Annotated in this window: 16 protein-coding genes; 6 read left to right on the forward strand and 10 right to left on the reverse strand. The window is 46.9% G+C overall.

The window, feature by feature from the left end:
* Nucleotides 1–185: 185 nt before the first annotated feature.
* The gene (locus QUA02_RS06090) at nt 186–2,246 is read left to right on the forward strand and encodes an elongation factor G (RefSeq protein WP_333026049.1); all 2,061 of its coding nucleotides are present in this window, start codon (nt 186–188) and stop codon (nt 2,244–2,246) included.
* Nucleotides 2,247–2,339: 93 nt separating this feature from the next.
* Here the strand turns inward: QUA02_RS06090 and QUA02_RS06095 are convergent, their stop codons facing one another.
* From QUA02_RS06095 to petP, 6 genes are all read right to left on the reverse strand, one after another.
* Nucleotides 2,340–2,729 carry a HEPN domain-containing protein gene (locus QUA02_RS06095; protein ID WP_333026051.1) on the reverse strand — a complete coding sequence of 130 codons (390 nt, stop codon included), beginning with the start codon at nt 2,727–2,729 and terminating at the stop codon, nt 2,340–2,342.
* Entirely contained in the window at nt 2,726–3,394 is a 669-nt protein-coding gene (locus QUA02_RS06100) for a hypothetical protein (protein ID WP_333026052.1), read from the reverse strand. The genes QUA02_RS06095 and QUA02_RS06100 overlap by 4 nt, the downstream gene beginning before the upstream one ends.
* Nucleotides 3,395–3,414: 20 nt before the next feature.
* Complete coding sequence (locus QUA02_RS06105; RefSeq protein ID WP_333026053.1) at nt 3,415–6,021, reverse strand: CHAT domain-containing protein; 2,607 nt, start codon at nt 6,019–6,021, stop codon at nt 3,415–3,417.
* A complete protein-coding gene (locus QUA02_RS06110) occupies nt 6,018–6,476 on the reverse strand; it encodes a hypothetical protein (RefSeq protein ID WP_333026054.1) in 459 nt (152 codons plus the stop codon). The genes QUA02_RS06105 and QUA02_RS06110 overlap by 4 nt, the downstream gene beginning before the upstream one ends.
* Nucleotides 6,477–6,689: 213 nt before the next feature.
* Nucleotides 6,690–7,784: a Get3/ArsA fold putative tail anchor-mediating ATPase NosAFP gene (locus tag QUA02_RS06115; RefSeq protein ID WP_333026055.1), complete on the reverse strand. Its 1,095-nt coding sequence runs from the start codon at nt 7,782–7,784 to the stop codon at nt 6,690–6,692.
* 235 nt (nt 7,785–8,019) lie between these two features.
* Nucleotides 8,020–8,220 carry a cytochrome b6f subunit PetP gene (gene petP, locus QUA02_RS06120; RefSeq protein WP_333026056.1) on the reverse strand — a complete coding sequence of 67 codons (201 nt, stop codon included), beginning with the start codon at nt 8,218–8,220 and terminating at the stop codon, nt 8,020–8,022.
* Between the two features lie 670 nt (nt 8,221–8,890).
* Here petP and QUA02_RS06125 point away from each other — a divergent pair.
* Both QUA02_RS06125 and QUA02_RS06130 read left to right on the forward strand, forming a co-directional pair.
* Entirely contained in the window at nt 8,891–9,994 is a 1,104-nt protein-coding gene (locus QUA02_RS06125) for a FecR family protein (protein WP_333026057.1), read from the forward strand.
* A 471-nt stretch (nt 9,995–10,465) separates the two neighbouring features.
* Complete coding sequence (locus tag QUA02_RS06130) at nt 10,466–12,280, forward strand: CHASE2 domain-containing protein (RefSeq protein WP_333026058.1); 1,815 nt, start codon at nt 10,466–10,468, stop codon at nt 12,278–12,280.
* Nucleotides 12,281–12,462: 182 nt separating this feature from the next.
* Here the strand turns inward: QUA02_RS06130 and glsA are convergent, their stop codons facing one another.
* Nucleotides 12,463–13,389: a glutaminase A gene (gene glsA / locus QUA02_RS06135; RefSeq protein WP_333026059.1), complete on the reverse strand. Its 927-nt coding sequence runs from the start codon at nt 13,387–13,389 to the stop codon at nt 12,463–12,465.
* Nucleotides 13,390–13,759: 370 nt separating this feature from the next.
* Between glsA and QUA02_RS06140 the strand changes: the two genes are divergently transcribed.
* On the forward strand, nt 13,760–14,119 hold the full coding sequence (locus QUA02_RS06140; protein ID WP_333026060.1) for a hypothetical protein: 360 nt from the start codon (nt 13,760–13,762) through the stop codon (nt 14,117–14,119).
* Here the strand turns inward: QUA02_RS06140 and QUA02_RS06145 are convergent.
* Together QUA02_RS06145 and pap are read right to left on the reverse strand one after the other, a co-directional pair.
* Nucleotides 14,116–15,108 carry a YdcF family protein gene (locus QUA02_RS06145; protein WP_333026061.1) on the reverse strand — a complete coding sequence of 331 codons (993 nt, stop codon included), beginning with the start codon at nt 15,106–15,108 and terminating at the stop codon, nt 14,116–14,118. The two genes, QUA02_RS06140 and QUA02_RS06145, sit on opposite strands and share 4 nt — an antisense overlap.
* Before the next feature lie 353 nt (nt 15,109–15,461).
* A complete protein-coding gene (gene pap, locus QUA02_RS06150) occupies nt 15,462–16,949 on the reverse strand; it encodes a polyphosphate:AMP phosphotransferase (protein WP_333026063.1) in 1,488 nt (495 codons plus the stop codon).
* A 708-nt stretch (nt 16,950–17,657) separates the two neighbouring features.
* Here pap and QUA02_RS06155 point away from each other — a divergent pair.
* Together QUA02_RS06155 and QUA02_RS06160 are read left to right on the forward strand one after the other, a co-directional pair.
* Nucleotides 17,658–18,617: a GNAT family N-acetyltransferase gene (locus tag QUA02_RS06155; protein ID WP_333026064.1), complete on the forward strand. Its 960-nt coding sequence runs from the start codon at nt 17,658–17,660 to the stop codon at nt 18,615–18,617.
* A 120-nt stretch (nt 18,618–18,737) separates the two neighbouring features.
* Nucleotides 18,738–19,922 carry a flagellar assembly protein H gene (locus tag QUA02_RS06160; protein ID WP_333026065.1) on the forward strand — a complete coding sequence of 395 codons (1,185 nt, stop codon included), beginning with the start codon at nt 18,738–18,740 and terminating at the stop codon, nt 19,920–19,922.
* 70 nt (nt 19,923–19,992) lie between these two features.
* Here the strand turns inward: QUA02_RS06160 and QUA02_RS06165 are convergent.
* On the reverse strand, nt 19,993–21,768 hold a 1,776-nt coding region (locus tag QUA02_RS06165; protein ID WP_333026066.1), incomplete at its 5' end, for a calcium-binding protein.

A 21,768-nucleotide genomic window follows, 5' to 3' on the forward strand; every position in this document is an offset into this window, starting at 1 on the left:
TATTAAGAAAAACTACAATTTGTGTTTTGGTCGCTCAAAACACGCTAGGGTCAAAAGTATTAAATCATACCAAAACCAGAAGTTGCTCGAAAATGCAATAAAAATTAACCTAGAAAAAGTCTAGAAAATGGTATTGAACTGATTGCACCAAGAGCAATGGAAACAAGTTTTCTGTTGGAGGCAATATGAACGAAAAAGTCCTTGGGGCCGCGCGGAACGTTGCAATTGTTGGCCCTTATTTAAGCGGTAAAACCGCACTGCTCGAAAGTTTGCTGTCGGTGACAGGGACAATTACTCGCAAAGGAAATGTCAAAGATGGCAACACAATAGGTGATAGTTCGCCGGAAGCGCGCGATCGCCAAATGAGCGTAGAAGTAAACGCCGCCACCGCTGAATATGAAGGCGTCCGCTTCACATTTCTCGACTGTCCGGGCTCGGTAGAATTTGCCCAAGAAACTTACAATGCGCTGATTGGTGTGGATGCGGCGATAATTGTTTGCGAACCCGTTGCCGATCGCACTTTAACCCTCGCGCCACTGTTTAAATTCCTAGATGATTGGGAAATTCCCCACCTAGTTTTTATCAACAAGATCGATCGCGCGTGCACAGACGAAACAACCTGCGGTAGCAACTTCACCGAAGTGCTCAACGCGCTCAAATCCGTTTCCAGCAGACCAATTGTACCTCACCAATACCCGATCGGCAAAAACGAACACATCATCGGTTTCATCGACTTAGTAACCGAACAAGCTTACCACTATCACTCCGGCGCACCCGCAGATCCAGTCCCGCTTCCCGAACACCTCAAAGCACAAGAAAGCGCGGCGCGACAGGAAATGCTGGAAGAATTGGCGAATTTTGACGATCGTTTACTCGAAGAATTGCTCGAAGAAATCAATCCCGACGCCGAAGAAATTACCCGCGATTTGAAGATGGAATTAGGCGCAGATTTAATTGTGCCAGTATTCATCGGCATCGCAGAACAAGATTTCGGCGTGCGGCCTCTGCTGGAAGCTTTGCTGAGGGAAGCGCCGACACCGGAAACTACAGCCGATCGCCGCAGCATTATACAAAGTGAAAACACAGTTCTGGCTCAAATCCTCAAAACCTATTACACGCCGCAGGGAGGCAAACTATCGTTAGTGAGAATGTGGCGGGGGACGCTGGCAGACGGAGCAATTTTGAACGGGGTTCGAGTTAACGGTTTGTACCGCTTGACCGGCCAGCAAACGCAAAGTTTGCAGTCTGTCAGCGCCGGGGAAATTGTAGCTTTGGGAAGGCTAGAAGGCTTGAAAACAGGCGATGTGTTGGGATCTGAGGAATTATTGCCAAAAGCCGAAATCATCTCCCCTGTCTACGCACTGGCGATCGTCCCAGAAAAGCGCAACGATGAAGTTAAGCTGAGCTCCGCTTTAGCTAAATTGCTAGAAGAAGACCCATCTTTAGTCTGGGAACAGCACGGCGACACTCACGAAGTTATACTTTGGGGTCAAGGTGAAATTCATCTGAAAGTAGCCTTAGACAGGTTGCGCCGCAAGTATAACTTGCCGATGGTAACTCACTTACCGCAAGTGCCGTACAAAGAAACCATCCGCAAACCAGCATCTTCCATCCACGGGCGCTACAAACACCAAAGCGGCGGACACGGACAGTTTGGCGACGTGTACCTCGACATTCAACCGCAGCCGCGAGGCGAAGGCTTCAATTTCACCGACAAAATAGTCGGCGGCGTCGTCCCAAAACAGTACATTCCCGGCGTGGAAGTGGGAGTGCGCGAGTATTTGGATCGCGGCCCGCTGGGTTTCCCGGTGGTAGACGTAGCGGTGACGCTGACGAACGGTTCCTACCATTCCGTTGACAGTTCCGAACAAGCTTTCAAGCAAGCGGCGCGTTTGGCGATGCAGGAGGGAATGGCGAAGTGCGAACCGGCATTGCTGGAGCCGATCGCCAAAGTTGAAATTTGCGCTCCGAACGAGTGTACATCAAAGGTGTTGCAGTTGGTCAGCGGACACCGCGGCCAAATTCTCGGCTACGAAGGTAAACCAGACTGGAAGGGATGGGATGCAGTTTCTGCTTATTTGCCGATCGCCGAAATGCAGAATTTGATCGTAGAATTGCGATCGCAGACAATGGGTGTAGGATTTTTTCATTGGGAGTTCGATCGATTGCAAGAAGTACCGGAACCTTTAGCGAAACGGGTTTTGCTAACAACTGGCGGCAATGGAAACGGTAACGGTAAAAGTTAGGTAATTGTCTTAAAAAACCCGGTTTCTTGAATAAACCGGGTTTTTGCAGGAGTTGCCATTAAAGTTTATTGCGATCGATTCCCATTTGCCGGATTATTCAGTTAAGTTACTTAACAATGCAATAATATTGTCAGCTAGCTTTAACGCAGTTCTCGCTTCTCTTTGTAAGTTAAATATAGTATCTTCATAATCAGCTTTATTCCTCATTGTTCTCAAGCGACGTAAATCTTGGCCTATCTCTTTCATTATCTGGGATTTGGATTGATTGTCCTGGAAGTATTTAGCTACATATTGATGCGGATTAATACCATGAGCTTTATTGCCCGATAGTTGCGGATCTTTTTTAATGTCGCGCAAGTAATTTCGTGCTAGGCAAAACGCAGAATAATATGCTCTACTTACAGCAGAACGCAATTTTGCATCTTCACTGGTTTCAACTAGCTCTTTTGCTAAATTAAAGTATTCTGACCAATCGAATTTCATTCCCACCCCAAGTCAATGTTTAGTATATTGTTAGGAATGACAAGACTCGCGTCTAGCCACCAAGTGCGATCGAGATTTTTTAACTTTGCAAAAGCTTCCTCGACTTCGAGTTTGGTGTAAATGGTAATCCACAGCGATCGCCAGTTGGCAATTTCTGGATCGGTTTTCACTTCCAAGCCTAATATTTCCGTAGGAAATAGTTCTCTAATCTTAGAATGAGCTTCTAAAATCAAAAGTGCGATCGCTTCTTGTTCGATGATGATTTGAAAACTTTCTATAGGGTTTTCAACCGCGTACAGGCTTTTGATTTTATTAAAAGATGCAATTAAATTGTCAAAGGCTTTAGCTATTTCAGAGGGATTCTCGACTTCTCCTGGTGGCTGAGGAAAGGAAGGGCTTAAATTTATAGCGTCGGTGCTGTAAATGCTGTCACTTGTCTCGTTGTAGCGTTTGTCTTTTGATTGTGCTTGGTACTGCTCTTTTAAGTCGAGGCGTTCTCTTGTGTAAATTTCGTTGATAGTAGTGTTTTGTCCGGCTAATTTTTCAAAAGCTAATATCGCAGAACTTATGATACTATCTTCCAACTCGCCAAGTTGAACAGATGAATCTAGTTGAGCTAAAGTAGCCCCGATGGCTTGTAGCCGAATAATATCTGTTGCTTTCATAATAGTCGATGGTTGGGAAGTTAGGGATTAACTTTACCAGTAATTGTGAAACCTGCCCAGTGGTAGAGATCGGCATAAGGAGGTTTGTCAGATTCAATTTTAGCACAATCTCTGCGGATGAGGTTAGCTTCGTCTCTCAAATCTTGACTACAACGGGAATTGTCTTTCGTTATTTCAGACAATTCCAGATACCAGTTGGATAGTTCGCTGTAAGTAATAGTTCGGAGCCATTTTTGCGCTTCTTTGAGGGCTAGTGCCGGATGCAACTTATTTTGGCAACGCTGTTCGTTGAGAATTTGATAGAATCGAATCATCATTAAAGCGCTAGATATCTCATCAACTATCCAGAGAGTGCTGAGGGCGTAAACAGCACCCGCAGCTAAAAAGCTGCTGGCTAAACCGACAAATTCATCTATCAGTTCTTCTTTTCCTGTTATGCCAGTTTCGCAAGCGGAAAGGCAGACTAGATAATAGCTTTTTAAATCGAATTTGGCGATTTCTTGTGAAGTTAGGGGCTGTTTGTTTTTCAGGATTAGCGCTGACTGGGACGGCTGTTTTGTGTTGTGGTAGGCGTGACCTGTAAAATGGAATATGTCAGCAGCTTGTTGCAAAGCTTCTTTAAGATTGTCTGTGGTAGCTTGTGAACTGGGGATGGTATTGCAGTTAAGGTGAAAATTCGCGATCGCGGGCGCTTCTATTTCCGCAAAAAATAATCGATCGGGGCTTTCTACCAACAGCAGAGACATTGAAGGTGAGGATTTTCTGTCTAGTCTGTCTATCCCAACTTGGATGCTGGGCAGATAAGTGATAGTGAAAAGATTATCGGAGAATAAAAAGTGCAGTGGCAGCAGGTGCAAGTCGCGGTGGGGAATTAAGATTAAGTGTTGGATATTGGTGAGGTGGGTACAAATTTCGGGAATTTTGAGGATGTCAGCGAGTTGTTGCAATTGCGCTGTCATTGACTCGCGCCAGAAATGGGATTCTTTGCTTTGCTGTTTGCTGGTAGTTTTACCGTAATTTTGATAGTTGGTTTTCCAGTTTTTCAGCCATTTTTCTAAACTCTGACTGTTGTCCTTTGGGAATAAGTCGCACAGAGGTGTGGAAATAACTTCAAACTTGTCTGGGGTAATGATAAAAGCAGTCAGGGAAACTGGGCTGAGATGCCAGTAAATAATCGCCGTTTCGGTGTTGTTTGCTAGTAATTCTTGGATTTGGGGATAAGTTGGGCTGGCGGTGCGGTTTTGCCAACCTGCGCGCATCCATTGCAGGCAAAAGTTTTTCCTGGCTTCGGCTTTTTCCAGTGCTTTTACATTGTGGCCAGACTCGACGAGGGTATCGACTTCTAACTGGTAAAGTCCGGCAAATTTGCGCTTGAGTCGCAGTTTTATTTCGGGGTGAGTTTCATCGTCTAAAATTAATTGTTCTAGCAGGATAGTAGCTTCGTTAAGGTACTCGCTGGCTTTGGGATCTCCCAAGCTGCGACAGACGGTAATTAAGTCTTGCAATACTTCTAAATAAGTTTCTGGGATCAGGGGTGATTTCAAGAATTCGCGGGCTTGTTCGTAGCTGGCTTTGGCTTTGTGGAAAGATTCAAAATAAGTGGCTATTTCTTTGCCGTGTTCGTAGTGTACCCGGCCTTTTTGCTGGTGCAATTTGCCGCAAACGAGCCGATAGTCGTGGTTACTGGGCTGATATTTCTGTAAGCCTTCACCCCAGTTTTGAATGGCTTCAGTGTAGCGCCCTGAGAGTAAAAATGCCCAACCTCGATTGAACCAAGCTGGGCCGTATTGATCGCTTGTAATTTCTAAGGCTTTATCGAAGGCTGCGATCGCCTCATTGTTGCGGCCCAAATTTTTTAGGGCAATGCCCCGCCCGTTCCAGGCAGTGTGGTATTTGGGGTGAATTTCTAAGGCTTTATCGAAGGGTGCGATCGCCTCATTGTTGCGGCCCCAATCATTTAGGGTAGTGCCTAGCCCGTTCCAGGCCTGGTGGCATTTGGGGTGAATTTCTAAGGCTTTCTCGAAGGCTGCGATCGCCCAAGAGTAGCGGTCCAAACCATTTAGGGCATTGCCCAGCCCGTTCCAGACAATGTGGGATTTGGGTTCAATTTCTAAGACTTTCCCTAAGACTGCGATCGCCTCGTTGTAGTCGCCCAACCCTCCTAGGCTATTGCCCAGTCCATTCCAGGCTTTGTGGAATTTGGGGTGAATTTCTAAGGCTTTCTCGAAGGCTGTGATCCCCTCTTTATAGCGGCCCAAACAATTTAGGCTAGTGCCCAGACCGTTCCAGGCATCAGGGAATTTGGGGTCAATTTCTAAAACTTTCTCGAAGGCTGCGATCGCCTCTTCATGCTGCCCTAAATTTACTAATTCACACCCTAGATTATACCAATGATCAAGCAAAACCTTCTTGTTGCCAGATTGAAGTGCTATTGCTGTGTAATAATTGGTTGTTGCTTCTTGATAACGACCTAATCTATCTAGCACCTTGCTGCGATTAATCCAAGCTTCGTGGAAGTCAGGCTTAATTTCTATAACTTTGTCATAGCAATCAAGTGCGCTTTCTAAATATCCCAATTCATAGCGATCAACTCCTTGGTTAAATAATGCTTCTACCTCTTGACTCATTTCTGTCTTTCCCTTACCAACAATCGAGTAATAATATTTTCATTTCCAACAGATGAATCATCTGTTGGAGTCGGGTTTAAACTCTCCCCAGTTAACAATTGCCTGCCGATATTGCCAGCAACCTCACTGATTTTCCCGCAATTTGCCGCACCCAGCCGCACCATTCGCTCACCCAATTCTAAATTCGTTTCCGGCGATACCAGCAACCAGTCTCCAAATTCTTGCAGCCAGTTTTCCCACTCAGCATCTTTGATGTTGCAGCCGATTAAAAAGCCTTTAATATCGCCCCGACTCCAGCCTTGTTCAACACCCTCTAACAGTTGCAAAAATTTCTGTTCGTATTCCCCAAAAGTGCGAATCGGAGTTGGCTTTGGCGGTGGGGGTGCTCCTTTGCGGAAATGTCGCTGAATTTGTCGCCACAGATTGAGGATGCTTTGCCAAATTTGTCCGAGCATTGGCTGGGTGGGTGAGGTGTTGTTGGAGATTGTAGCATAAGCAACGGAGGACAGGGCAATGCCGTATCCCTACCCTCGATTAATTGTAGGGAAACGGCACTGCCGTGTCCTGACTTTGGCCGCGGAGGATACGGCATTGCCGTCTCCCTACCCACATAATTTTCGGGAAACTAAGGACTTTAGTCTTTACGAGAAACGATCTTCTTCCTTACCCTAAAAAGAAATAATCAAGTAACCATTCAGGAACTTAGCACCAGTAACAGATTTCCCAGTTAGCGCCGGAGGCAGCAAAATATTGCGCCGCTGATCGCCTGCTTCGATCGTCACTTCCGGCCCCGATTGAATCAATTTAATTTCTTTCTTGTCAAACCCAGGCAAAAACAAACTAACTTGACGCTGTGCAATGTTTATGTCGATCGGCTTAGGAGCTTTTGTCGCCTCACCAAAATCTGGCAAAGCATCGATTAGCGGCTGCCAATTATTATCGCTGTGCGCCGGTACCGAAACCGCCGCCAAAGGTTCAAAACTCGCAGCAATCGTTTCTGTAACCGCTGCTTGATTGACAATTACACCGCCAACAGTCAAACCAACTTGTTGAGAACTTCCCCAAAGATAGCGGGCCGTGGCGATCGCGCTTGCATCCGCAGTCGTCACCAAAAAAGCCGCCGTGCGGTTCGGATCAGCCAGCGCTTCCTTACCCTTATCCAACAGATTATCGACTTGCTTAGTAGATTGAAAAGCATTATCTCCCGACAAATCCACAGTCAACACCGTACTGACAACCGGTTGAATAAAAGGCGACAGCGCTTTACCCAAATCCGAATCTACCAAAGCTTGGCGGAACCTGCGGATGTACCAACTCAGAATTTCCGGCATTCCCAGCATCCGCAGCGTATCCATCCCGCCGCTGCCGTCGTAAACAATGACATCATATTGTTTGCTGTCGTCGCATTCCCGAAGTTCGTTCAAAGCCAGGGCGCTGTCCATTCCCGGCAAAACTCCTAATTCTTGGCCGTAAACTTCCTTAAAAAAGGGCGTGCGGACATATTGAGCTTCCAACTTTTTAATTTCGTCCCACCTGCGTTCCAGCAGCGGCGCGCTTTGCACCTGTACTGCTTTGAAATTGGGGGCGATTTCTTGCGGGGTGGAAGTTAGCCCAGTTCCCAGCAGGATGCCCAATCCCGGCCCCGGATCTTGCCCTAGCAGCAAAACTCGCTTGCCGGCGGCCGCATATTTTTTAGCTGTTGCGATCGCGATCGTGCTGCGGCCAGTGCCGCCTTTGCCCAAAAATGTCAAAATCAAAGCCATTTTCTGTTCTCACTGCCAAAGCTTACTCTTTAACATTTAAGCGCAACCTTCAGCCAGAGTGGGGGAGTGGGGGCAGTTGTCAGTTGTCAGTTGTCAGTTGTCAGTTGTCAGTTGTCAGTTGTCAGTTGTCAGTTGTCAGTTGTCAGTTGTTATTGGTAGCAGCTAACAACTCACACATCAGGAATCAGAAAGAACCACTACCGACTGCCCACTGCCCACTGACAACTGCCTTCTGCTAAACGGGTTCTAGCTCATCTTCAAAGAACCAAGTCGCAAAACCGTCAAACTTGACAACCACGCCTACTCCGCTACCGTCAACCATTCTGAATCCGTCAACAGTACCTACTGGATTCTCCTTTATCTTGCCCACTATATTTGGAGGTATCCGATCTCTGAGACGGCGCACCTTAACTCTCTGACCTACTTCTATTGCCACGGAAATTGTTCTCCTGCTCTATATAACCTATATACAACTGTTTATTTTACAGTTTGCCGTCTACTTCGGAACAGCAACGCCAGCAGGCGATCGCTCCCTATGATTTTCCCTCGAAATTTCCACCAACTTTTCCTAAAAAACGTTATTCTAGTCGGAGTTGGTCGATCGTGTACCTTGATTCGCTTGGGTTTGCCTCATCAGGTTCCACAGCGGCAAGCTCAACTCCCAGACTCTCGCGCACCGCGAAGATAATTATTTTTTATCGCTTCGCAAAAATAATCTTTTTATTAATTGTCACAACTACAGAATTTATCCCAAATTAGTCATCCTTCCGGCAGAAGCCAAAAAGCATTCAGAAGCAGTAATTAATTTTATGTTTGCTATATATAAATCTGCGATCTCTAAAGTTGACCTCTGCTAAAATCCATACTGCAAAGGACTTTGACTCGGGCTGGCCAAATTTCCCGAAGGTCAGATTTTAGTAAACTGCCATCTTGTAACAGTTTACTAAAATCTGAAAATAAAAAAAAGATTTAATGCTAAAATTTCAGGTTGAGAAAGTCTATTTTTGCTGTTGTCTTACGGCATAAAAAGTGGAACGCTTGCCGGATTTAGGGTGCCCAAGAGAGCAAATGAAGTCAAGGAACTTCAAGATCACAAAATTGAAATAATGAATAAAATTTTTACGTGCTGGCGATCGACCCAAATTCCGCTCCTAAGTTTATCGTTAGCTGTGTTCGCCTGTCTGCCGCTCGGTCGTGGGACGATCGCCAGTCCGCTCTCTCCATCCCCCAAACAGCCGTCGAACACTACTAAAATTGTCTCGGTCGATCGATCGCCAGCATTCGCAACAGAGTCACAGTCTCCAAAAAATCCGGCAACAGTGGCGGCGAATTCATCCCCAGCAGAGACAATAAAGGCTCAGGGAACAGCCGCCGGGCGATCGATCGCAATCCAAGAAATTCGCGGTACTGTGACGTTTAAAGGGCGGCCGGCCGTCGTGGGCGATCGGCTGGTCGCCCCCGGAGACGAAATCATCACCGGCCCCGATTCCACAGCCCGTTTAGCGATCGACAACAACACCGGCATCGTCGAAGTTGCCGAAAAAACCGCAGTCAGAATATCCAGTCTCTCAGGCGCAGGCGGCGAAAAAGACACAGCCATTTTTGTCAGCAGGGGGCGAGTCAGATTGTCGATCGGCAGAAATGCTGCGACAACTCCCGCAGCCAACACCTCAACAATTATCCCGCCGCACCAAATAGCCGCCCTAAATACCTTCAGCGGGCTCGGCAAATCCAGTCAAATTGCCCAACAAAAAAGTTCTCCCAGAACCGCCCCAGTCAGGGTTGAAACCCCAGAAGGCGTTGCCGGAGTCCGCGGCACATCCTTCGGCGTCAGCGTCGGCAACGGCAAAACCGCAGTCGAAACTATTGAAGGTGCAGTCGCAGTATCCGGCAGCACCGACTCGGAACTAGTTGTCAACGGCGGCAACGCCACGACAATTTTCTCTCAAACCCCGCCCGTGGCGCCCTCAGCAAGCCCTCGCCTAGCTCAACTCAAAGTCCGCAGTTTGTTGAGACTCAGCGGCGATATCTATCGCCTCAGCGGTCAAATTAACCCGATCGACACAGTTTATGTCAACAACGAAGCGATTAAGATCGATCGAAATGGCAACTTCAAAATCCAAGGGATTTTACCTCCAAGCCGCCGCCTCAAAATCGTAGTGCGAGGCGCGTCCGTCAGAGAACTGCATTACGAACTCGCAGTTCGCTAAACAACCTATCTACGAGTAATGTACGCGGGCAGTCTCTGAGGACGTGAGTTAGATCGCAAGTCTTATTTGAGTTGATTATTTCCTGTAGGGCGAAGCATTTCGCGGTGAAACTCCGTAAGCTCAGGCGCATCTAAATCTTACAGTCAAGTTTGATGCAATTCTTGTGGGAGGTCCTGCTCGCCCAAAAAACAATTTAGATGCCCAAGAGATTCGTCAAAATAAAGAAACTTTGCGCCCTTACGGTATTGTAAAACTTCATGACCAAAAATTTTTTGATGGTACCCGCCACGTGATTTATCCGTGGAATCAATCCAAAATCTAAAATCTAAAATCCTCAAGCCCCCGAATTTATCCGTGGGATCAATCCAAAATCCAAAATCTAAAATCTAAAATCTAAAATCTAAAATCGAATGACTCGCACTTTTCTCTAAGGTCGGACTCGAATGTCAATTATTGCGTCAAATTAATTACATGAAGTTCAAAGAATGGATTGAGCATCTCAAACAAAATCAACTTCTCAGCATCCGCCAATATATAACCACAAATCCTCCCTGGATGACAGGGGCTGTAGTAGGTATTATTTCTGTAGCCATGCTGCAATTGGGAATGTGGAAGCCGCTAGAATATTTGGGATACCAAACGCTATTTGAAATTCGCGAATCGGGTATATTACCAAATCCCGGATGGGATTCTAGAATTGCGGTAATTGCGATCGAACCGCAAAGCTTGCAGGAATACGGTAAATTTCCTTGGCCTCGCAACCGCTACGCCCAACTGCTAGAAGCGCTGAAAAAATCTCCCCCCACAGCAGTTGGTTTTGACATTCTTTTCCTCGATCCAAGTCCGAAAGATGATATTTTAGCCGCTGCGATCGCCGCCAACGGCAAAGTTGTACTCCCTAGAACCATTAAAGAAGAACCAGTAGCATCTTTAAAAGCAGCCGCCGCAGGTGTCGGGCACATCAGCCAGGAAGCCGATAGTGACGGTATTAGCCGCAAGTCAAAAATCTTTCTCAACGGGATTCCTAATTTCGGTTTAGCAATGACTCACAGGTACAATGCTGCTAATCCCCAAGATCCAGTATGGCTCCCACAGTCCAAAAATAAGCAGGAGAAAAAAGTCTGGGTTAACTGGCCGGGGAAAACAGAAAATCTACCTACCTATGCTTTTGTTGATGTCGTAGAAGGTAGAATTCCCGCAGATGATCTGACCGATAAGTTAGTTTTAGTGGGGATAGTTGCTAGCGGTTTCGACCCGATCTCTTCACCTCTCAACAAGACTACGGCTGGGGTTTATTTATATGCAGCGTTGGTTGACAATATTCTGAATCACCGCTTGCTGCTGCGGCTGCCGGCACTGCTAGAAATTTTGTTATTGTTGGGGATTGGCCCGCTTACTTCTTGGGTTCTGTCCAAGCGAGGTGTTAAAGAAAGAATTGCGATCGCTCTCGGTTTGCCTGTTGTTTGGATTGTGGCTGCTGCTTTGTTATTTGGCTTCTATTTTTGGTGGATTCCCATTGCCGGACCCATCGGCACCCTCATTTTATCCGGCACTGCTTTGCAACTGCGGGAACAGCACGAAAAGCAGCAGTTGATGAGGTTATTTGAAAAGCACGTCGCTCCCGAAACAGCTCAGCTTATTTGGAAACGCAAAGCTGAGATATTTGAACAGGGAGAACTCGAACCTCAAGAACTTACAGCAACTGTGCTTTTTATGGATATTCGCAGTTTTACTTCTATTTCGGAAAAAATGCGGCCGCGGGATTTGCTCACCTGGTTGAACAATTATTTGGAAGCGATGACCAACTGTATTATGGATCACGGTGGCGTTGTAGATAAATACATCGGTGATGCAATTATGGCAGTTTTTGGGGTGCCTTTTTGCCATAGCGAATATGCAGAAATTCAACAAGATGCTTTGAATGCAGTTGCGGCTTGCATTGCGATGCACGAACGGCTGCACCAACTTAACCAGCAGCTTAGAAGCGAACGCAAACCTTTAATTAAGTTTGGCATCGGTTTGCATACCGGACAGTTAGTTGCTGGCAGCGTCGGCGGTTCCCGGCGTTTGAATTATTCTGTGATCGGCGATGCTGTCAACGTTGCTGCTAGATTGGAGGCGATGAATAAGGAAATTGTTTCTGACAGTCCTTTTAATTTGTTGGTGACGGGGAGAACTTTTGCTTATGTGCGCGATCGCTACGAAGGTCAAAAAGTAGGATCGATTCAATTGCGCGGCAAAAAAGAACAGACTGTTGTTTATGCTATTTTGGGCGAAAAGCATTAGTCAGTTGTCAGTTGTCAGTTGTCAGTTGTCAGTTGTCAGTTGTCAGTTGTCAGTTGTCAGTTGTCAGTAGAGAAAATTACCTTTTTTCCAATTCCCCATTAGACATTCCCAATTTCCATTAGACATTGCCAATTCCCAATTCCCCATTCCTAATGACTAATGACTACTGACTACTGACCAATCTAATCAAATACGCTCAGCCGCAGAGTTTTAGCTATTTGTTCCAATAGAAACAAGCCGCCGACAGAATTTCCCTCTTTGTCCAAGGGCGGACTGTAAAAGCCGATCGCACCTTGACCCGGAATTACCGAGAGCATTGCCCCGCTAACTCCCGACTTAGCCGGCAGTCCCACCCGCAGCGCAAAGCGGCCCGATGCTTCATACAAACCGCAAGTTGCCATCAGTGCTTTGACAGTGCGGCAGTTTTCCCCCATTGCTCGATCGCCACTATTTACCAAAACCATCCCCAGCTTAGCTAAATCCTCCACAGTTCCCGACAAACAGCAGACGCGATTGTAAGTTTCTAAAGCAATTTCCGCATTTTGAATATAACCCGATTCTACGATTTTTAAGGCAAGATTCCAATTATTTTGATTCGGGTTTTCCTTCACTGAATCGAGCATTAACTCGTCAACAAATAACTGACTGTTTGCCTGTTGATTCAGCCAAGTTCGCAAATTTTCACAGCGCGCCGCAGCATTTTGACCGGGAATCAAAGACGCTAGGGCGATCGCGCCGCTATTAATCATCGGGTTTCTCGGCTTTCCTTGGTCTATTTCGAGTTGAGTTAAGGAATTGAAAGGCAGTTCCGAAGGCTCCCAGCCAACGCAGTCAAATACCATTTTTTCGCCCAATTCGCACAACAAATAAAGCAGCACAAAGGGCTTGACTGCACTCATCAGCGGGAATGTTTGAGCAGTGCTGCCCCAGCTCAAAATTTGACCCTCAATTGCCCGAATTTGCACGGCAAACCTTTGTCTGTCTGCTTGTGCAAGGAGAGGTATGTACGCGGGAATTTGACCGGATTTACTGCGATTAATTGCCTCTGTTGCCCATGCGGCCAGTTGTTCTGGTTGCAGGGAAGATAGTTTGCTGGTGGATATTGTCAAATTAGATAACTTATTGGTTTAATCTAAAATAAAGTGCGTTAGCGAAGCCCTCGAAGAGGATCGCCCGATCGAGATCACAAACTTTTCCATGCCCGATTTTAAAATAAATCTGACCAAGAAAATTACTTTGCATAAAAACCTGCTATTTGCCCAGATAAATAAGTAGCAGCTTCCAGGCAAAGTTGTTTCCCGATCAACAACCAGCACTAGCTCAAAAGGGCGACCGATGGTGATTTCCCTGCCCCGTTGTCAGGGCAGGGTGCTTCTCTAACTTAACTCTCAAGGGAGAAATTCGCAATCCTTTCCGGATACCCCCCGAACCTCTGAGAATTTACCATCCAACCGAATCTACCAAAATCAGGATAAAAAAATGCCAGAAGCACCAAAAGCAGAAGCACCAAAAGCAGAAGCACCAAAACCAGCTCCGCTGACTTTTAAGGGTGTGTGCAGCGACGGAGTTCTAAAAGGCAAAGAAATTGAAGGCAAACTAGACATCAAAATCAACGTCGAGTCCGTCAAAGCTAAAGAGGCGCCGGCCCCCAAAAAATCCGAGTGGGAGCCAGTTATCTTTTGGGTATTGTTTGCTTTCATGGCAAACTTGATTGTCGGCGACCCCGCCGGAATGAGAAAATACAACTCCCCACAAAGGTCTGATTCTCATCAGATGTTAAACCAATCTGGGGAGCAGTCGCTGTTGCCTAAGAAAAACACCAACAACTCGCCGCTTTAGGCCCTGGGAGACTGCCAGCCGCGCAAATAGTAATAAAAAGACCCGAAATATTCCTCGAATACTCGCGTCGTAGTTACCAAAGCTTCTGCACGAGGCAAAAAATCTCCCGCGTCTAAGCGGAGTCTGGATTTCCCTCCTGATGTGGGTTGATAAGTGTAGAAGTCGGTAGCTCTAGGAATCACCTGAATTCCCATATTCGCAAATGCTAGGCTGGCACGGCGCATCTGAATCGCAGATGTTACCAGAATTACTTTGCGCCCGACACCGCGGCCGTCGAGTATCTTTCTGACTTCTTCAGCACTGGTGCGTATGTTGCTGCCGTTATCGTCGAGAACAATACTGCTGCGGGGCACGCCCATGTTGTTCGCAAGCAAAGTCTCGATATCCTTAGCTTCGCCAACATAACCCTCCAACTCGGGCCTCGGGCCAGCGGTAACGATGACCATAGGTGCCACTTTTTTGCTGTACAAAACGGCAGCATAGGGCAGGCGATTGCCTGTATCTGTCAGTTGAATGGCGACTCGGTTAGCTATATGAGGCCTAGTAGTTCCCTTGCCCAGCAGGACGATCGCCGCGGCTGTTTCGTCGCAGCAAACTGTGCGGGAGGCCGCCGCAGCGTCCCGTTCTGCTTGGTCGGCGAACCAGTAAGCTACAACTGGCATACTCGAAAGGATCAAAACTAACAGCGCTGCCAGGATCATTCTCGGCGCCGGGTTGCGGATGCCCCCGTTCGTGATCAGCGCCGATGCAATCACCAGCAGCGTGATCGAAAAACCTAACGGCGTAAAGAAGAAGGCTATTATGCCGAAAATCGCTGCTCCGACTGGTGTGTCTGGCGCAAAAAAAGCCAGGAACAAAAGGCTGATCAGCAGCAAAACGCGCAGCCGGTCTAATAACGGATTGTCTTTGCCTCCTGATTGATCCCACCACGATTTGAGCAGTGAGAACAGGAGGAATAGAAATAGAATGCGAGCTAACAGTTCTGGCATCTTGCAATATTCTGTGTCTTCATAAATTAGTACAGAAGTTTGGAAACGAGCGCGAATTTAGCTGCGGGAGGAAATACGGGCATCGGTGGGTTTTTAACTTTCGCCAATAACGCAGTCCGATCGCATTTATCCTGATGCTCGATTCCGGCCAGCTATCAACCATTGGTTGCAGGGTGAAACCCGCTACTTCCAGTCACAGATTGCTGACAGTTAATTGGTAATTGATAACTGGTAATGGTTGATTGGTAATTGGTAATGGATCGAGTACACCGCAGGTGGAATTGACAATTCAAGCCTGCTTTGTTCTGCCTACTTTTGTCCCCATTACCTGTTACCCATTCACCAATCCCAATTTATCGGCGCTTCAGTTGATTCCGAATTGCCTGCGTTACCGTTTGAATTACTTTAACACGAGCATAATACTTGTTATCGGCCGCAATTAGCGTCCAGGGAGCACGCGGCGTGCTGGTGCGCTGAATCATTTGATTCACCGCCACTTCATAATAATTCCACTTTTCCCGATTTCGCCAATCTTCCTCGGTGAGTTTGTATTGTTTAAATGGATTGTTTTGCCGCTCTGTAAACCGCTTTAGTTGCTCGTCAGGACTGATGTGCAGCCAGAATTTAACTAAGACGCAACCGAAACTGGTGAGTTGCTCCTCAAATTCGTTGATTTCCTGATAAGCTCGGCGCCATTCGGGTTCGGCGGCAAATCCTTCGACTCGCTCGACCAGCACTCTACCATACCAACTGCGATCGCAAATGCTGATTTTACCAGCCGTTGGCAGCCGCTGCCAGAACCGCCAGAGGTATGGGTGGGCTTTTTCTTCCTCTGTCGGGGCCCCAAAGGCATTAACGGTGTAACTGCGGGGGTCTAATACGTCCGTCAAGCGTTTGATCGCTCCTCCTTTACCGGCGGCGTCCCAACCTTCAAACATCACTAACACGGGGATTTCTTCTTCGTAAATGCTTTGTTGCAGTTTGCCAAAACGGGTTTGTTCCTCGCGAAGTTGCTGTTTGTATTCGTCGGGCGACAGCGATTGAGTTAAATCTACTTGGGCCAGCAAGTCGGGTTCGGTAGGTTGCAACCTTTCTTGAGGTGGCACTTTCACGGGTGCAGATTGCATCGGCAGTCTGTCTAAGGCTTCTGTAATTGTCGCTGCCATTTGCGTTAAAACTTTGACTCTCGCCCACCGCTGACAATCGCCTTCTACTAGCGTCCAAGGTGCGGGGCCCGTGCCAGTTTGGGCTACCATTTCTTCGGCTAAAGTTGTGTATTCTTGGTATTTTTTGGCTTGTTTCCAATCTTCGGGCCGCACTCGCCAAGCTTGTAAGCTGTCGTCTTCTAGTTTTTTGAGGCGGTGTTTGAGTTCTTTTTTGCTGAGGTGAATCCAAAATTTGGCAATTGCCGCGCCGTCATCTACCATCTGCCGCTCGAAAGCATTGATTTGCCTGATGGCTGTGGGTACTTGGGCGTCGGAGAGTCGATCGAACAACCGGTCTTCTAGAATATGAGTGTACCAACTGTGGTAGAAAAAACCAATTTTGCCGCGGGCGGGGATTTTCTGCCAAAACCGCCACAGGAAAGGATAGCCCATTTCTGCATCTGACTGCGGCCAAATCGGGTGTACCGCAAACCCCCGCGGGTCCATGTACCCCACCATTTTTTTGACGAGGGCGCCTTTGCCGGCGGCTGCCCAGCCTTCGAGTACGATGATTGCGGGCAGTTTTTTTTCCCAGCAAGTTTGTTGGAGCGATCGCAACTGCTGCATTAAAATTTCGATCTTGGCATCGTAGGTTTCTTTGTCCAGGGAAATATCTAAATCGAGGTTGTCGAGCATATTTACCTCATATAAATCTGAAAAAACAGTTTAATGTTAGTTTAACGTTTGGATAAAATTAAATCCCCAACTCCGGGAAAAACGTTATAAAAATTACAGTTACGGCTGGTTGAAAGCACGATCGCACCTGCCCTCAAATGGCAGCCTCGTTAATACTAGCAAGATTCCCTCAATTTCAAACTTGCCAAAAAAAACGGCTCAGGTTATAGTTGAAATAGGTAACTTTTAAATAAGTTCAACTTCTCCCCTCCCCCGATCGGGCGAGTTAACAGGAGGAGGCAAAAATCCCTGAAAAAGGATTTAGTGTAAAAGAGAGCAAAAGTAAAAATCAACTACCCGGTGGGGGTGACAACTTCTTTACTTAGCTGTAGAAACTTTATTCAAACAATAGTTACTTAAGCACCAAGCTTGGTAACGAAAAAGAGCGCGACTCATCGACATCCAGCCATAAACTCACATATAAAACTAGCCCGGAAGGGCAAACCAATTTTTATGATTGCCTAATTAGATAAAACCTGAAAGCCTGGGTGATATAAACAGGTTTCTGAGTTTTATCGACACCACAATAAATCTGCATTACATCCGCGTTTATCCGCATTCCGAAGCGGTTAACAATCAAAAAATCGGATTTTTGCCAGAAATTCACTGTACTTGTTTGCCAATACCAATTAAGAGGAACAGTCCGAAATTACGGATTGCAAGTTTTCTATGAATATCTTAACAACACGCTCCTACAAGGGTCAAACTGACTGGTGCGCGATCGCCAATTTAATCGATGCTTGCGAAGCAGTCGATCGCCTCGGCGAAGAAGTATCAGCAACTGAACTCAAGCTAATACTTGATGCACCCAAACTCGACAAAGCCCGCGACGTGCAGTTGTGGGAAGATGGTAATTACAAACTCATCGGTTTGTCACTCCTAGATATGCCCGATTCTCAGGATGAAATAGACGCTTGTCTGTGGTTTTACGTGCATCCAAATCTGCGTAGCAAAGGTTTAGAAAAAGAGATAATTAAGTGGGGCGAAAAGCGGCTGCGCGAAGTCGCAAAAGAACGGAATTTGCCCGCGAAATTGCGTACCTACAGCCGGGAGGATAAAACAGATGAGATGCGGCTGTTAGAGAAACAGGGCTTTGAGGTCGATCGCTATTTTTGGACAATGGCCCGATCCCTCGCTGAACCAATACCAACACCCGAATTTCCCGCAGATTTTGCACTAACCCACGTATCGGGAGAACAAGACATCCAACCCTGGGTAGAGATGTTCAACCAGTCATTTATCGATCACTGGAATCACCACGATTTAACTGCGGAAACCGTGCGCTACTGGATGCAAGATCCGAATTATCAGCCGGAATTAGACTTGATTGCTGTTTCGGGCGATCGCAAATTTGCAGCTTTCTGCGACTGTCAAATCAAACCCCAAAAAAACGCCCGCAGCGGCACAAAAGACGGTTGGATTGAATTGTTGGGTACGCGGCGCGACTTTCGGAAAATGGGTTTAGGAAAAGCGATGCTGCTGGCGGGTTTGCACTCCTTAAAAGCGGCGGGTGCAAATACAGCTAAACTCAGTGTCGATGCTGACAGTTTGACGGGGGCGACAAAGCTTTACAAATCAGTCGGTTTCCGCCCGATGGAAACTTGGATCGAGTGGGCTAAGACAGTGTAAGGGAATATTAGCCCGGAGTATTTGTGGCGATCGCCCTTTTCGATCGATCGGGCGATCGTCCTTTTCTTATGTCGCGCACATTATGCTAGGATTAACTGATAAAAAATCATCCTAATTCCTATGACGCGATTCATTCACGATCGCTTTGCTAAAGAATACCTAGAAGAACTGCTTTCACCGCTCGGAACAGTTAAGATCGGTCGCGATGTGACTTCGGAAGTCCGAGAAATCGATGTTTATTTCACTCCAGGTACCGCAATTCCCGAATACTCCTCAAGCCTGGGATTGTTGGGAAAAATGGCTGACACAACTGCAATTTTTGAACCGTTTCGCAATCCGATAACTGTCAGCGAAGTCTTGAGCTGCATGAGTAAGTTATGGGATTTGCGAGGTGAATTGGAGCGGCAGGCGAGAAGAGAAAATACTCGCTATGATGAGGATCGGTTGCCCCGAATGTGGATTTTGACACCCACAGCATCGAAAGCGCTGGTGGAGGGTTTTGGTGGGATACCAAACCCTGAGAATTGGATCGAGGGAATCTATTTTTTCCCGGAGCACTGGCGAGCAGCAATTGTGGCGATTCACCAGTTGCCAGAAATCCCAGAAACCCTGTGGTTGAGGATTTTGGGGAAAGGGAAAGTACAGCAAAGGGCGATCGGGCAATTGAGTGCTTTAGCAACGGACGATCCGTTGCGGATTATTGCGCTAGAATTATTGTATCGTCTACAGTCACATTTAGTAGTCGAAACCCAACAGGAACCTGAGCCAGAAGAGCGGGAGTTAATTATGGCGATTCGCTACGCGATGGCTACGCCTCACGCACCACTTTTTCAACAACAAATACAAGCAGCACAGAAACAAGCGAGAGAAGAAGGACTAGAACGAGGACTAGAACGAGGACTAGAACGAGGACTAGAACGAGGACTAGAACAAGGACTCGAACGAGGCAGACAAGAACAGCAGCGCTTAATCTTAGAAAATTTTCTGCGAGTTAGATTTGGAGAATTAAGCCAGAGAATGACAGTGTTTTTATCTCCAATATCCAAGTTTCCTGCTGCGGAATTTACGGTGTTGTTGCTGGCAATATCGATGCTAACAGTTGATGAAGAAGGGCGGGAACAAGCTGTAAGATTATTGGCAGAGAATGTCTTGAGAATGCGCCAAAATGAATTGGGTGATATTCTGCCTACAGCCATTACCAATTTACTAGCATTGCCTGTGGCAGAATTGACATTGTTGGTAGAACAACTGTCGCAGTTATCGGCTGATGGATTGAGGGAAAGGTTAGGGAAAATCCCTGAATAAACCTGTTTGAGTAGCTATAGAGTGCGATCGCCCTTTTGTACTTAAGGGCGATCGTGCTTTCATTCCTTCCCTAAACCAGCATGAAATTAGCAGATGTTATCAAAGAAGCACTCACCCCAGCAATAACACCTAACTCCTCTCCTGTCAAGGCATTTTTGATGAGAGTTCCCTGATTATTTTGAGTTATCGCTAACTGATTAAAACTCAAACCTCCGGTTAGTGCGATCGAATCTTGACCGAGGGTAAAATCAGCGATCGTGTCAAATCCTCGATCGGCTTTTAAGACAAAAATATCGTTGCCGCTACCGCCAATCAAACTATCATTGCCCAAATCTCCGTAAAGAATATCGTCACCTTGACAACCAGTGAGAGTATCGTTATCTTCGCCTCCATAAAGAGTATCATTTCCTTCACACCCTGCCAGAATATCTGCTTGTTCGTTACCGCCGATTAAGTCATTACCTTCGCCACCGCAGATGGTATCCGAACCTAACTGTCCAAACAGGTAGTCATCACCTTGACTACCAAGCATGATGTCGTCACCTTTGCCTCCAAATAAGGTGTCATTATCCTTGCCACCATCGATGAAGTCATTATCTTTATCACCAAGAATGATGTCATCACCTTCGCGGCCATTTAGGGAGTCATTGCCTTTGCCTCCAAAGATTAAATCGCTGCCAAAGTCGCCAAGAATGATGTCGTTTCCTTCATCTCCATAGAGGATGTCGTCACCTTTGCCACCGCTGATAAAGTCATTGCCTTTGTTGCCGTTGAATATGTCGCGACTCTCACCGCCGTATAAGTTATCATTCCCAGATTTGGCATCTAATATATTGCCGCTGTTGCTGCCGAGAAATTCATCGTTTTGGGCAGCGCCTATTTGAATTGCCGACACACCGAGTATGGTGTTTTCAACAGAGTTAGGTTGGTTTAAGTTGGGATAGGCAATGTCATCGCAGATACAGTCATCGTTGGGAATGTTGTTGGTTGTTGGTGTTGGCGTTACCGATGGAGTCGGTGTTGCTGTGGGATTAGCGAAGAGGATGATGTCGCTTGGTGAAAGAGAATTAGCTTTGATAGAGATGGTTTGACCATTCCCTAAATTTAAGACTAAACCGGAGGGGGTAGATTGTAATGCGGCGAGAACTTGTTCGGGTGAGGTGAAACCGAAGGCAGCATCAAGTTGTAATTTATCTTCTCCAGGGGTGAAGTCTAAAATCTGGTTTTGTCCACCGAAAGTACCAGTTCCGGGACTAAAGATGAAGGTGTCATTGCCAACTCCTCCGGTGAGGGTGTTGTTGCCAACTCCGCCATTTAGGATGTCATTGCCAGCGCCACCATCAAGGATGTCATCACCACCGCCACCGCTGAGATTGTCTGGGTTGCCCGTACCTGTGAAGTTGTCGTTAAAGGGACTGCCAATGATAGTGATGGGTTGAGTGAGGTTGCTGAAGTTTTGGGTAACGCTGTTGGGAGAGGAGGCATAGTCGAAGAAGTTGGTGGGTGTTGGCGTTACCGATGGCGTTCCCGATGGAGTGGGGGTTCCCGATGGAGTGGGGGTTCCCGATGGAGTTGGTGTTCCCGATGGCGTGGGTGTTACCGATGGTGTCGGTGTTCCCGATGGTGTCGGTGTTCCCGATGGAGTCGGTGTTCCCGATGGCGCGGGTGTTCCCGATGGCGTGGGTGTTCCCGATGGCGTGGGTGTTCCCGATGGAGTCGGAGTTCCCGATGGAGTTGGTGTTCCCGATGGAGTTGGTGTTCCCGATGGAGTTGGTGTTCCCGATGGTGTTACCGATGGTGTTACCGATGGAGTTGGTGTTCCCGATGGAGTTGGTGTTCCCGATGG

It is taken from the genome of Microcoleus pseudofavosus SVA1_A4 (assembly GCF_036700565.1).
GTDB lineage: Bacteria > Cyanobacteriota > Cyanobacteriia > Cyanobacteriales > Microcoleaceae > Microcoleus.

Excerpts from the sequence above, each read along its gene's own strand:
- QUA02_RS06090 (WP_333026049.1), top strand. The coding sequence starts at position 186 with ATGAACGAAAAAGTCCTTGGGGCCGCGCGGAACGTTGCAATTGTTGGC.
- QUA02_RS06095 (WP_333026051.1), bottom strand. The coding sequence starts at position 2,729 with ATGAAATTCGATTGGTCAGAATACTTTAATTTAGCAAAAGAGCTAGTT.
- QUA02_RS06100 (WP_333026052.1), bottom strand. The coding sequence starts at position 3,394 with ATGAAAGCAACAGATATTATTCGGCTACAAGCCATCGGGGCTACTTTA.
- QUA02_RS06105 (WP_333026053.1), bottom strand. The coding sequence starts at position 6,021 with ATGAGTCAAGAGGTAGAAGCATTATTTAACCAAGGAGTTGATCGCTAT.
- QUA02_RS06110 (WP_333026054.1), bottom strand. The coding sequence starts at position 6,476 with ATGCTCGGACAAATTTGGCAAAGCATCCTCAATCTGTGGCGACAAATT.
- QUA02_RS06115 (WP_333026055.1), bottom strand. The coding sequence starts at position 7,784 with ATGGCTTTGATTTTGACATTTTTGGGCAAAGGCGGCACTGGCCGCAGC.
- QUA02_RS06125 (WP_333026057.1), top strand. The coding sequence starts at position 8,891 with ATGAATAAAATTTTTACGTGCTGGCGATCGACCCAAATTCCGCTCCTA.
- QUA02_RS06130 (WP_333026058.1), top strand. The coding sequence starts at position 10,466 with ATGAAGTTCAAAGAATGGATTGAGCATCTCAAACAAAATCAACTTCTC.
- QUA02_RS06140 (WP_333026060.1), top strand. The coding sequence starts at position 13,760 with ATGCCAGAAGCACCAAAAGCAGAAGCACCAAAAGCAGAAGCACCAAAA.
- QUA02_RS06145 (WP_333026061.1), bottom strand. The coding sequence starts at position 15,108 with ATGCCAGAACTGTTAGCTCGCATTCTATTTCTATTCCTCCTGTTCTCA.
- pap (WP_333026063.1), bottom strand. The coding sequence starts at position 16,949 with ATGCTCGACAACCTCGATTTAGATATTTCCCTGGACAAAGAAACCTAC.
- QUA02_RS06155 (WP_333026064.1), top strand. The coding sequence starts at position 17,658 with ATGAATATCTTAACAACACGCTCCTACAAGGGTCAAACTGACTGGTGC.
- QUA02_RS06160 (WP_333026065.1), top strand. The coding sequence starts at position 18,738 with ATGACGCGATTCATTCACGATCGCTTTGCTAAAGAATACCTAGAAGAA.